Raw genomic sequence first — 12,501 nt, forward strand, 5'->3', positions numbered from 1 at the left:
CAGATTCAACCTAAGTAGCGCTGCATTGCAGCGCTACTCGTTCGGCAGACTAGGCCGTCTGATCGCTGGTGACATCATCCAACCGAGACAACATCGCTATTGTTCCTTCACGCAAGATGAAATTAATCAGTTGGGCACGCTCATCAACAGATAGCTGATGGAAAATATGCACCCATGATGACAGCAGGGTCGGTTCGTTATCGATGCGATAATACTCTGTTGGCGGATTCTCTTTCACTAGCAAAGAATTCCTGACTTCATTCGGTAAACTACGAATAGAGTATTCGACGCCACGCCCTTGAACGCCTTTCCGTCTGCGCTTTTCCCAACCGTCATCTCGCGCCCGTTTGTTCAGTCCCTGCGGTGACTTAGGCAACCCACCTACGCCAACCAGCTCACTTGTTGCAAACCATTCTTTGTCCATACTCGTCACTCCCTTGTTTGTTTTGAACAGGCATTACGTCAACTCGCCCAAAAGTTTCCATATAGTAGACTATAATTACCTAAACCGCTAACTTTTACGCGTTACCGACACACCTAAGTAATAGAAGAAATGATTAAATCCTGCGCGATGCCCAAACATCGCGGCCAGAACACAGCTACAAAGCAAAAGAAAAATACAGGTTCCTCTCTATCGCTAAGATTAACGACAGAGCACATATCAGTGGCAAATCAACCAATTTCCATTGATGAGGCAACGTCCCCATCCGAAGGGGTAATACCCAACTGGCTCAGCGTAGTAGACACCCCGACCCGCAGAATATAAGCAATTAGCTCATCTCTTTCTTTCTCAGATAGTTGCTGATAGATCTGCATCCATACGGCTAATGCCGCAGGCTGTCTCGCCGAGTAGGCGGAAGGCTCGATGTCGAGTAATAGGGACTGTCTTACCGTCTCCGGCAAGCTGTGAATTGAATACTCTACCCCCCGTCCCTGGACGCCTTTGCGGCGGCGTTTCTCCCATCCATCCTCACGGGCGCGCTTATTCAATCCTTGTCTTGATTTCGGAAGGCCGCCGACTCCAACCAATTCGCTGGTAGCAAACCACTCTTTTTTCATTGCCTTTCATCCTGATAGTGCCATCCCTAACAAAAACGCGTTTATTTTGGAAATATATTGAGAATTTTAAGGAAAATTAATGCTATATTATTTCCAAATAATAATGTCATGTTAGCTCGGCATATAACTAACATCCGTTATTTATACCACTAATCTACAGTCGTCTTATAGCAAATAAGGGAAGGATTATGATTTTAAGGAAACAAGACTGGCATCCCGCTGATATCATTGCTGCACTGCGCAAGAAAAATACAACGCTGGCGGCAGTATCGCGAGCAGCCGGATTAAGCTCATCTACGTTAGCTAACGCGCTCTCACGCCCTTGGCCCAAAGGGGAATGGCTTATCGCCGATGCGCTGAGTATTCACCCATCAGAGATTTGGCCTAGTCGATATTACAATCCAGAAACCAATGAGCTTATCGACAGAAAAAAACTCATCCGCCCCGATTAAAATAAGAAAAGCCGGAGATCGACATCTCCGGCTTTTTATTCTGCGTATTATTAACAATCGTAATTATTTGATGAAGGTCTCGCCTAACTCAATATCCTGCTTCAGCGTGTCCAACATACTGTTTAGTGCATTTTGCTCAAACGCACTTAATGCGCCAATGTCTTTACGTTCAGCGACGCCATCTTTACCTAACAGAATCGGCTGAGCGAAGAAGCGTGCATGTTTGCCATCGCTTTCAACGTAAGCACATTCCACCACACCACTTTCGCCTTGCAGCGCGCGGACCAGAGACAAACCAAAACGCGCAGCAGCCTGCCCCATAGACAGCGTAGCCGATCCGCCACCCGCTTTGGCTTCAACAACCTCGGTGCCTGCATTCTGAATACGTTTGGTCAGATCGGCCACTTCCTGTTCGCTGAAGCTGATACCAGGAACCTGAGACAGCAGAGGCAGAATCGTCACACCAGAGTGCCCACCGATAACCGGTACGTTAATATCCTGCGGCTGTTTGCCTTTCAACTCAGCAACAAACGTGTTGGAGCGGATGATATCCAGCGTGGTTACGCCGAACAGTTTGTTTTTGTCATACACGCCGGCTTTTTTCAGCACTTCGGCTGCAATAGCGACGGTCGTGTTCACGGGGTTAGTAATGATCCCGATGCAGGCTTTCGGGCAGGTAACCGCAATTTGCTCAACCAGGTTGCGCACAATACCTGCGTTGACATTGAACAGATCGGAACGATCCATACCAGGTTTACGTGCCACGCCAGCGGAAATCAGCACAATATCCGCACCAGCAAGCGCTGGTTTAGCGTCTTCACCGCTATAGCCTTTGATCTTCACTGCTGTAGGAATATGGCTCAGATCGACAGCAACACCCGGTGTTACCGGAGCAATATCGTAAAGGGATAGTTCTGAACCTGAAGGAAGCTGGGTTTTGAGGAGGAGTGCGAGTGCCTGACCGATACCACCTGCTGCTCCGAGAACTGCAACTTTCATCCTAAACTCCTTATTATCGTAAAATAAAAAAGTGCCGTGAATTCATTTGGTTATAAACAAAATATAAAAAACAAAGGTAAAATCAGTTTACTTATCTTTCTGCAAATAACATGAGAGATAAAAATACGCTATGTCTCTAATAATAAATCAAAAACAGCCATTCGTTCGAAAGGTAAGTAAAGTTAATAAGCTATTGAGCTATAACGTGGTGTTAATTCACGTGTGTTTAACCAGTGCGCTACATTACACCGATCAATGACGTCCAAACAACATCATTCTGATAACATTTGATTTACTTTTATGTGACGCAGGACGCATTTTTTGGACTACCCAAGAGACTGAATTTTTTTGAAAACAGCGACTAGCGCATATATGGGGAAATAGACTGGAATTATACGCAATTTAATTGCATAAAAATTCACACAACTGCATAATAGAAAGATTAACCCTAACAATTAATCCGGTGCAGAATGCGAAATTCGACAAAACAAGAAGACCTCGTTAAAGCGTTCAAGGCGCTATTAAAGGAAGAGAAGTTCAGTTCCCAAAGTGAAATTGTTCAAGCATTGCAAGACGAAGGATTTGAAAACATCAACCAATCCAAAGTGTCACGCATGCTAACGAAATTTGGTGCAGTGCGCACACGCAATGCCAAAATGGAGATGGTGTATTGTCTCCCTGCCGAACTCGGTGTCCCTACCACATCCAGCCCGCTAAAGAATCTGGTGTTAGACGTAGACTACAATGACGCGGTCATCGTGATCCACACAAGCCCAGGTGCCGCGCAACTCATAGCCCGCCTGTTAGACTCACTAGGAAAATCTGAAGGCATTCTGGGCACCATTGCGGGTGATGACACCATCTTCACCACGCCAGCAAGAGGCTTCAGCGTCAAACAGCTTTACGAAGCAATTTTGGTGTTATTCGAACAAGAGTTGTAATTAGCTCGTCCGCTGCCGCTTTTTGCTACGTGTAGAATCTGCTACACGTAGCGATTATCACTCGAATGCTTACACTGCGGGCAATTCAGCCAATGGCCAGCGTGGTCGAACAGATACACCAAGCGTCTGGCTCGCACCATGAACCAGGCGAACGCTGCCCGCGTAGGCAATCATCGCGCCGTTATCCGTGCAGAATTCGGGGCGCGCATAAAATACTTCACCACCGCGTTTTGCCATCACCTCACCTAAACGCTGGCGCAACGTCCGGTTGGCGCTCACGCCCCCAGCCATAACCAGTCGTTTAAAACCTGTTTCATCCAGCGCACGACGACACTTGATAGCCAGCGTATCCACAACAGCATCTTCAAATGCACGTGCAATATCGGCACGCGTTTGCTCGTCATCACCATTGCTACGGATCGTATTAGCAGCAAACGTTTTTAGTCCAGAGAAGCTGAAATCTAACCCCGGCCGATCGGTCATTGGGCGTGGAAACGTAAAGCGATGGGGATCGCCCGCCTGCGCCATTTTCGACAGCATCGGGCCACCTGGATAATCCAATCCCAGTAACTTGGCGGTCTTATCAAACGCTTCACCCGCCGCATCGTCAACCGACTCACCCAGCAAACGGTATTCACCAATGCCCGTCACGCTGATGAGCTGCGTGTGGCCACCAGAAACCAGCAGCGCAACGAAGGGAAACGCAGGTGGGTTATCTTCCAGCATGGGTGCCAGCAAATGCCCTTCCATGTGGTGCACAGGAATCGCTGGCACACCCCAGGCAAACGCCAGAGCACGACCAACCGTCGCACCAACCAATAATGCGCCAACTAAGCCTGGCCCCGCGGTATAAGCCACACCATCAATGTCACCGGCCTGTAATCCAGCTTCACCCAGCGCTGCCTGAATCAACGGAACCGTTTTACGCACGTGGTCACGTGAGGCAAGCTCAGGCACTACGCCACCGTAGTCAGCATGCAATTTGACCTGGCTGTATAATTGATTAGCGAGCAAACCGGTTACCGTGTCATAAATGGCCACGCCAGTTTCATCACAGGATGTTTCGATACCCAATACGCGCATTACTGTTCCTACCTTGATGACGATACAAGCACGCGGTAAATGCCGCTTGCTTCAAACTGTAGATAGTCTACCATAAGCGGCCTGATTTCTGTGCTGGCCTCGGTTGCGCGTTTTATGATCACCGCAATGCTTTACAAAGGCGTCACGTTTGCAGTAGAATTCCGCACCATTTTGAAAAGGCTGGCACAAGGCCAGCGGCAAACCGAATTTATTGAGGTGAGAGGCACATGCCGGTAATTAAAGTACGTGAAAACGAGCCGTTCGACGTAGCTCTGCGTCGCTTCAAACGTTCCTGTGAAAAAGCAGGCGTTCTGGCTGAAGTTCGTCGTCGTGAGTTTTATGAAAAACCAACGACCGAACGCAAGCGCGCTAAAGCTTCTGCAGTGAAACGTCACGCGAAGAAATTGGCTCGAGAAAACGCACGCCGCACTCGTCTGTATTAATTTTCAGGAGGGTTCTCCCTCCTACGCGTGATTAATCCGCAGACTTAGCAGTTGCATACGAAGGCCGTGCTTTCCGAAAGGGAGCGCGGCTTGTTGTCGTTTATAAGCTATATCCGATGTAACCACGTTGCAGAAGGTATACACCAGGGGCTTATGGCTGGACGAATCCCACGCGTATTTATTAATGACCTGCTGGCTCGCACCGACATCGTCGATCTCATTGACGCGCGCGTCAAACTGAAAAAGCAGGGCAAAAACTACCATGCGTGCTGTCCGTTCCATCACGAAAAAACCCCCTCATTCACCGTAAACGGTGACAAACAGTTCTATCACTGTTTTGGCTGTGGCGCACACGGCAATGCCATTGACTTTTTGATGAATTACGATCGTCTCGAATTCGTTGAAACCATTGAAGAACTTGCCACGCAATATGGCCTCGAAGTGCCTTATGAAACTGGCACAGGCCCAACCCAGTTAGAGCGCCACCAGCGGCAAAGCCTGTACGAATTGATGGGTCAGCTCAGCGGGTTTTATCAGCAAGCGCTCACTCAGTCGGTGGGTACGCCAGCGTTACAGTATCTGCAACAGCGCGGTTTAAGCGCAGACGTCATCAGCCATTTTGCGATTGGCTTCGCCCCGCCCGGCTGGGATAACGTTTTAAAACGCTTTGGTCGCAATAATGACGATCGCAGCACATTGAACGATGCCGGCATGCTGGTGACTAACGATCAAGGCCGAACGTATGATCGCTTCCGTGAGCGTGTGATGTTTCCTATCCGCGACAAACGGGGTCGGGTGATTGCCTTTGGCGGACGCGTATTAGGCGATGGTACACCAAAGTATCTTAACTCGCCGGAAACAGAGATTTTTCATAAAGGTCGCCAACTGTACGGCCTGTATGAAGCGCAGCAAAACCACACTGAGCTCAAACGACTCTTGGTTGTTGAGGGTTACATGGATGTGGTGGCGCTGGCGCAGTTTGGTATTGATTATGCAGTGGCCTCGTTGGGGACTTCCACGACCGCCGATCACATTCAGTTACTATTTCGCGCCACAGACCTGGTGGTGTGTTGTTACGACGGAGACCGTGCCGGACGCGAAGCGGCATGGCGTGCGCTGGAAACTGCGCTACCCTATTTGAACGATGGTCGTCAGCTACGCTTTATGTTTCTGCCGGACGGTGAAGACCCCGACACGCTGGTGCGCAAAGAGGGCAAAGCCGTATTTGAGCAGCGCATGGAACACGCTCTGCCGTTGTCGCAGTTTCTGTTTGAGACGTTGCAGCAGCAGGTGGATATGAGTTCGCCCGACGGCCGAACCAAGCTCAGCACGCTGGTACTGCCGCTGATAGGCCAAGTGCCGGGAGAGACGTTGCGGCTGTATTTACGCCAGCAGCTCGGCAACAAACTAGGTATTTTAGACGACAACCAGTTGGACAGACTGCTGCCCAAAGTGGCTGAGCAGGCTCAATCCTACCAGCCGCCGCAACTAAAAGTCACAACTATGCGTATACTTGTAGGACTTTTAGTACAAAACCCGAGACTGGCGGCAGAGGTTCCTGACCTCGCACTGGAAGGTATTGAAGAAGACAAAGTGGCAGGCTTATCGCTGTTTCAAGACTTGGTGAAAACCTGCAACGCCAGCCCAGGGATGAATATGGGTCTGCTGTTGGAAAAATATCGCGACAGCAAATACCGGAAGCAGCTTGAAACCATGGCTTCGTGGAACCATATGATCGTAGAGGAAGAGCTCGACGAGAAGTTCAGAATCAGTCTGGCAGAGCTCTACGATCAACTGTTGAAACAGCGACAAGAAACATTGATAGCCCGTGACAGAACACATGGGCTCAACGCCAAAGAAAAAAAAGAGCTTTGGTCGTTGCAACTGGCGTTGACCAGAAAACACTGATACAGAGGCTTAATTGCCGATAAATAGCAGGGTCGAGCCCTGCAAAGAGCCGCTACAGGGGCTGCGGCGATAATAAAAATACCCCTAATGCTATTGTTAGCGAACTACGCTGACCGACACCAACCCAAATACTCTGAAGTGTGGATACCGTCTTATGGAGCAAAACCCGCAGTCACAGCTTAAACTGCTTGTCACCCGTGGTAAGGAGCAAGGCTACCTGACCTATGCTGAGGTCAATGACCATCTGCCGGAAGATATCATCGACTCGGATCAGATCGAAGATATCATCCAGATGATTAACGACATGGGCATCCAGGTGATGGAAGAAGCGCCTGATGCAGACGATCTGCTGCTGGCCGAAAACACCAATGATGCCGATGAAGATGCGGCAGAGGCTGCTGCGCAGGTTCTATCCAGTGTTGAATCGGAAATTGGTCGTACTACCGATCCGGTTCGCATGTACATGCGTGAAATGGGTACCGTTGAGCTGTTGACGCGTGAAGGCGAGATCGATATCGCCAAGCGTATTGAAGACGGTATCAACCAGGTTCAGTGCTCTGTCGCCGAGTATCCTGAGGCCATTACCTACCTGCTGGAACAATACGATCGCGTCGAAGCGGGTGAAAGTCGCCTGTCCGATCTGATCATCGGTTTCGTCGATCCTAATGCGGAAGAAGACATTGCCCCTACCGCGACCCACGTTGGTTCCGAGCTTTCGAGCGAAGAAATAAGCGATGATGACGAGGAAGAAGACGAAGACGAGGAAGAAGACGACAACAGTATCGATCCTGAACTGGCGCGTGAGAAGTTCACTGAACTACGTGAGCAATATGAAACAACCCGTCAGGTGATCAAAGCCCACGGTCGCAGTCATGCGCTGGCCGCACAGGAAATTCTGAACCTGTCTGAAGTGTTCAAACAGTTCCGTCTGGTACCGAAACAGTTCGATTTCCTGGTTAACAGCATGCGCTCTATGATGGATCGCGTTCGTACTCAAGAGCGTTTGATCATCAAGTTGTGCGTTGAACAATGCAAAATGCCGAAGAAAAACTTCGTCACCATGTTCACTGGCAATGAAACCAACAACAGTTGGTTTGCCGCAGCAGTAGCAATGGGCAAACCCTGGTCTGAAAAGCTGAATGATGTTGAAGAAGACGTCACCCGCAGCCTACAGAAACTGCAGCAGATCGAAGAAGAAACCGGTCTGACGATCGAGCAGGTTAAAGACATCAACCGCCGTATGTCGATTGGTGAGGCAAAAGCACGTCGCGCCAAGAAAGAAATGGTGGAAGCCAACCTGCGTCTGGTTATTTCTATCGCGAAGAAATACACCAACCGTGGTTTGCAGTTCCTCGACCTGATTCAGGAAGGTAACATCGGTCTGATGAAAGCGGTAGATAAGTTCGAATATCGCCGTGGTTACAAATTCTCGACCTATGCGACCTGGTGGATTCGTCAGGCAATTACCCGTTCTATCGCCGATCAGGCGCGTACCATCCGTATTCCGGTACACATGATTGAGACGATCAACAAGCTGAATCGTATCTCTCGTCAGATGTTACAGGAAATGGGTCGTGAACCGACGCCGGAAGAGCTGGCCGAACGCATGCTGATGCCGGAAGACAAGATCCGCAAAGTGCTGAAGATCGCGAAAGAGCCGATTTCAATGGAAACCCCAATTGGTGATGATGAAGATTCACACTTGGGCGATTTCATCGAAGATACGACGCTGGAGCTGCCGCTGGATTCCGCCACGTCGGAAAGCCTGCGTTCGGCGACACACGACGTACTGGCTGGCCTGACTGCGCGTGAAGCGAAAGTCCTGCGTATGCGTTTCGGTATCGATATGAACACCGACCATACGCTGGAAGAAGTCGGCAAACAGTTTGACGTTACGCGTGAACGTATTCGTCAGATCGAAGCAAAAGCGCTGCGTAAACTGCGCCACCCAAGCCGTTCTGAAGTGCTGCGTAGCTTCCTGGATGATTAATTTATCTCTCAGCTAATCCACACGTTAGATAGCTTTCTCTCTACATAACCCCGGTTCGCCGGGGTCATTTTTTACCTGTCAGATACTCAGCCTAGATTTACGCTCTATCCTGCAATGCCTGATGCAGTTCCTGATATGACGCCACCAACGCCTCTAACGTCGCGCGATTAAGCCCGCTAGGGTTCGGCAGAACCCAAACCTGTGTCTCGCCAACACGTAGCGCCTGACGCCCCCATGAAACCTTTTTGATACCAAACGCCTGACTGAACGCCTGCTTCCCCAGCACGGCCAAGACACGCGGCTGATAGCGCGTCATCTTCTCAACAATCGTATTTCCACCTTGCAGCAGCTCATCTCTCCCCAGCTCCGTTGCTTCAACCGTTGGACGCTCCACTAGCATGGTGATGCCGCATCCCGTGTCCAGCAGATGCTGTTCTTCCGCAGGTGTCAGCAAACGTTCGGTGAAACCCGCCTGATGAATCACTTTCCAGAAGCGATTACTGGGATTCGCGAAATGATAACCGTGATGGGCCGTCGACAGCCCAGGGTTAATACCACAAAAAACAACCTGAAGATTCATTGCCAGAATATCGGTAATCATGTCTTTCCCTACTGCCGTTGACTGCACCTATCGTAAATTCTGATAAGAATAACAACAAGCTATCTTGAGTATAAAATCACCACCCGATAGATCGGCTATAGACCTTCCCCCACACATTACCGTATAATCACCGCCCATTCGGCCCCTTAGCTCAGTGGTTAGAGCAGGCGACTCATAATCGCTTGGTCGCTGGTTCAAGTCCAGCAGGGGCCACCAAATTCAAGGAGTTACGTTAATAGCGTAACTCCTTTGTTTTTTGGAGATATTTTGCAGGGTAATCATAGTGGTTATTGGCTGTGTTATCCGCATTCCATAGCTTCACTGCCCAACCTTGGGTATGGAAAGAATTCTCGTGCCACACGCAGAAGATACGGTGTTGTGGGCAGAGTGCCGCGCAAGCGTCTTAAGAAAGCAAACCGGACACACTGTAGCAGTAATGATTGCAAAGGGATGGTAAGGCCTATTTTCTAATCATAGTCCGTTCTTTCCCTCTCCCATCCAAAACGAAGAGCTTCGCACCAACAAATACGCATACTGACAAGGCAGCAGGATTGATCATGCAACGCCAACATGCGGCCTAGCCCTTTGCAGACCCATCTCTGATTTCAGCCAGCGACTTGAGTTGACTGCCCTCACTATCGAAATTCTCCGGGGCCAGCCAGGCTAAGAACGCTTGTTTGAGGTGCGGCCACTCCTTGTCAATGATCGAAAACCAAGCAGTATCACGGGATCGTTGCTTATAGATTATGCTCTGCCGGAAGAGACCTTCGAAAGTGAAACCCAGTCGCAGTGCGGTCTTGCGTGATGGCTCGTTGAGGCTGTCGCACTTCCACTCGTAGCGTCGATACTGCAAGTTATCGAAGACATACTGCATCAGGAGGAACTGCGCCTCCGTCGAAGCGGGCTTCTGCTTGAGAAGCGGCGAAAACATGACCCAACCTACTTCGATGGCGCCATGGCGGGCATCAGTACGCATCAGCGCAAGTGTCCCCACGGCATGCCCGAGGGCCATGTCGATAACAGCGTAATGCTTCGGGTCTGTAGTACGTTCTACACTTTCGGCGTAGCACAAGTACGCCCGCGCGTCATCGAAAGGCCCGACGGGAAGATAAGTCCAGTCACGTCCATCGGGTGCCTTGCTGTAAGCCATATAGAGTTCGTGTGCATGTTGCGCTGCACTGAAGGGTTCCAAACGGCAGAATGCCCCTTGGAGGATTACATCTCCTGGCAACGGGCGCTCCGACCAATGGGGTAATGGTTCGCCAATCGGCTGCTCGTATTCATTGACACGGGTACTCATTTTTTCTCCTGATAACGCTGGCTCATTGGCAAACGCCTATCACCAGGCGGTTGAATAAGCTCACCCGTGAGGCGACGAGCACAGGTCCAAAATTTTGATATCGCTGAAATACGCGCTCACGCGCCAGTCCCTTGTAAAAGCCCGGAGAAAATCCGTTAACGGATCGCGTGGTTAGACGTTTTCCAATTGTGATTTTGAACCTCTGCGTTGCCACGGTAGGCCGCGCCCTGTCGGGGATAGGGTGAACGGCCTCTGTTTGACACTGGAAGTTAGCTTTATTCAACAGGCTTGGCAAGCTGTTAGCGCATCCAGAGGAGAGCCCCCCTCTGGTTGCAATTAACAGAATGATTAATCCGGAGTTTCTTCCGAAGCCACTTTCTTCTTAGCCGTAAAATTATAGATAACCATCAGCGCAAAAATACCGGTAATAACCATGGTGATGGTCCCTTTATCCATAAAGCGGGCCATATTTCCAAGAACAATCCCCACTACGCCAAAGTCAGTATCAGAGAAGGTGGTATTTGTTAACCCAATCGCACCGAGTACGGGCAGCAAAGCAACAGGCAGGAAGGTGATTAAGATACCATGAGCAAAGGCTCCCAGGATGGCCCCACGCCTACCGCCGGTGGCATTGCCAAAAACACCGGCCGTAGCACCACAGAAAAAGTGAGGAACCACACCCGGTAGAATCAATACCCAATGAAGTTGACCGAGGATAAACAACCCAACCAGTCCACCAATAAAACTTGAAATAAAACCAACCAGAACCGCATTTGGCGCATAAGGGAAAACAATAGGGCAATCCAGCGCAGGTTTTGCGTTAGGCACCAGTTTTTCAGAAAAGCCCGTAAAGGCAGGGACAATTTCAGCCAATATTAAGCGAACGCCCTGGAGAATAATAAATACACCTGCGGCAAAGGTAATGGCTTGAATAAACGAGTAGACCAGGTAATTTTGACCATGACTGAAATGGCTTTCTACATACTCTTTCCCGGCAGAAACCGACAAGATTAAATAGATAATCATCATCGTCAGAGAGATTGATATTGTGCTGTCACGCAGAAAGCTCAGGTTTTTGGGCATATTCATTTCTTCGGTAGATTTGGATCCTTTACCTACCACGGATCCTATCCAACCGGATAAAACATAGCCAATCGTTCCTGTGTGCGCTAAAGCCACCTGGTCGCCGCCCACGATTTTACGCATATATGGCTGTGCCAATGCAGGGAAGGCTGCCATCAACATCCCCAAAGCCAGAGACCCGGTGTAAATAAGCTGCGCACCTTCAAAACCGGCTACCGACAGAATAATCGCCACCATGCAGGCCATATAGAAGGTGACGTGCCCTGAAAGATAAATATATTTCAGGCGGGTAAATCTGGCGACAATGATGTTAGCGACCATGCCGAACGCCATAATCAGCGTGGTCGGAGCACCGTACTTAGCCAGGGCGATAGAAACCATCGCTTCGTTATTAGGGATGATCCCTTGAACATCAAATGCTTGCTTGAAAATATCACCCAAAGGTGACAGAGAGCCAACCAGTACCGTCGCCCCACCAGCCAGCACCAAAAAGCCCAGGATTGTTTTCACTGTCCCCTTAATAACATCAGGGAGAGGCTTTTTCTGTGCAACAAGCCCGAATAATGCCACCAGTCCGACCAAAATAGATGGCACTTTCAACACGTCGACGACAAACTGCAAAAGGTTTTGGGTAAACATATT

General features: G+C 49.6%; 12 protein-coding genes and 1 tRNA gene. 6 read left to right on the plus strand and 7 right to left on the minus strand.

Annotated features, from left to right (window positions below; genetic code table 11):
- Positions 1 to 49 precede the first annotated feature (49 nt).
- Together A8F97_RS15015 and A8F97_RS15020 are read right to left on the minus strand one after the other, a co-directional pair.
- The gene (locus tag A8F97_RS15015) at positions 50 to 424 is read right to left on the minus strand and encodes a DNA-binding protein (RefSeq protein WP_012822530.1); all 375 of its coding nucleotides are present in this window, start codon (positions 422 to 424) and stop codon (positions 50 to 52) included.
- 248 nt (positions 425 to 672) lie between these two features.
- A complete protein-coding gene (locus tag A8F97_RS15020; protein WP_012822529.1) occupies positions 673 to 1,059 on the minus strand; it encodes a DNA-binding protein in 387 nt (128 codons plus the stop codon).
- Between the two features lie 188 nt (positions 1,060 to 1,247).
- Between A8F97_RS15020 and A8F97_RS15025 the strand changes: the two genes are divergently transcribed.
- Positions 1,248 to 1,511 carry a helix-turn-helix domain-containing protein gene (locus tag A8F97_RS15025; protein WP_005971488.1) on the plus strand — a complete coding sequence of 88 codons (264 nt, stop codon included), beginning with the start codon at positions 1,248 to 1,250 and terminating at the stop codon, positions 1,509 to 1,511.
- Positions 1,512 to 1,574: 63 nt separating this feature from the next.
- Here the strand turns inward: A8F97_RS15025 and mdh are convergent, their stop codons facing one another.
- Positions 1,575 to 2,510, minus strand: coding sequence for a malate dehydrogenase (gene mdh, locus A8F97_RS15030; RefSeq protein WP_012822528.1), 936 nt, complete (start codon positions 2,508 to 2,510; stop codon positions 1,575 to 1,577).
- Between the two features lie 470 nt (positions 2,511 to 2,980).
- On the opposite strand from mdh, the gene argR reads away from it, so the two are divergent.
- Positions 2,981 to 3,451, plus strand: a complete 471-nt coding sequence (gene argR / locus A8F97_RS15035) for a transcriptional regulator ArgR (RefSeq protein ID WP_012773258.1) — start codon at positions 2,981 to 2,983, stop codon at positions 3,449 to 3,451.
- Positions 3,452 to 3,520: 69 nt separating this feature from the next.
- Here the strand turns inward: argR and tsaD are convergent, their stop codons facing one another.
- A complete protein-coding gene (gene tsaD, locus A8F97_RS15040; protein ID WP_033070892.1) occupies positions 3,521 to 4,534 on the minus strand; it encodes a tRNA (adenosine(37)-N6)-threonylcarbamoyltransferase complex transferase subunit TsaD in 1,014 nt (337 codons plus the stop codon).
- Positions 4,535 to 4,761: 227 nt separating this feature from the next.
- Here tsaD and rpsU point away from each other — a divergent pair, with 227 nt between their 5' ends.
- The 3 genes from rpsU (at position 4,762) to rpoD (ending at position 8,875) form a co-directional block, all read left to right on the plus strand.
- On the plus strand, positions 4,762 to 4,977 hold the full coding sequence (gene rpsU / locus A8F97_RS15045; RefSeq protein WP_001144069.1) for a 30S ribosomal protein S21: 216 nt from the start codon (positions 4,762 to 4,764) through the stop codon (positions 4,975 to 4,977).
- Positions 4,978 to 5,130: 153 nt separating this feature from the next.
- Positions 5,131 to 6,885 carry a DNA primase gene (gene dnaG / locus A8F97_RS15050; RefSeq protein WP_033070891.1) on the plus strand — a complete coding sequence of 585 codons (1,755 nt, stop codon included), beginning with the start codon at positions 5,131 to 5,133 and terminating at the stop codon, positions 6,883 to 6,885.
- 154 nt (positions 6,886 to 7,039) lie between these two features.
- A complete protein-coding gene (gene rpoD / locus A8F97_RS15055) occupies positions 7,040 to 8,875 on the plus strand; it encodes an RNA polymerase sigma factor RpoD (protein WP_005971474.1) in 1,836 nt (611 codons plus the stop codon).
- A 97-nt stretch (positions 8,876 to 8,972) separates the two neighbouring features.
- On the opposite strand, the gene mug is transcribed toward rpoD, so the two are convergent.
- Positions 8,973 to 9,476, minus strand: a complete 504-nt coding sequence (gene mug, locus A8F97_RS15060; protein ID WP_033070890.1) for a G/U mismatch-specific DNA glycosylase — start codon at positions 9,474 to 9,476, stop codon at positions 8,973 to 8,975.
- A gap of 140 nt (positions 9,477 to 9,616) precedes the next feature.
- Between mug and A8F97_RS15065 the strand changes: the two genes are divergently transcribed.
- Positions 9,617 to 9,692, plus strand: a tRNA-Ile gene (locus tag A8F97_RS15065).
- Positions 9,693 to 10,053: 361 nt separating this feature from the next.
- Here A8F97_RS15065 and A8F97_RS15070 read toward each other — a convergent pair.
- Positions 10,054 to 10,776, minus strand: coding sequence for a GNAT family N-acetyltransferase (locus A8F97_RS15070; RefSeq protein ID WP_033070889.1), 723 nt, complete (start codon positions 10,774 to 10,776; stop codon positions 10,054 to 10,056).
- A 348-nt stretch (positions 10,777 to 11,124) separates the two neighbouring features.
- Positions 11,125 to 12,498 (minus strand): PTS ascorbate transporter subunit IIC, encoded by a 1,374-nt coding sequence (locus tag A8F97_RS15075; protein WP_012822524.1) that lies wholly within the window; start codon positions 12,496 to 12,498, stop codon positions 11,125 to 11,127.
- Between the last annotated feature and the right edge of the window lie 3 nt (positions 12,499 to 12,501).

Origin of the sequence: Pectobacterium parmentieri (genome assembly GCF_001742145.1) — a bacterium.
GTDB classification, from domain to species: domain Bacteria; phylum Pseudomonadota; class Gammaproteobacteria; order Enterobacterales; family Enterobacteriaceae; genus Pectobacterium; species Pectobacterium parmentieri.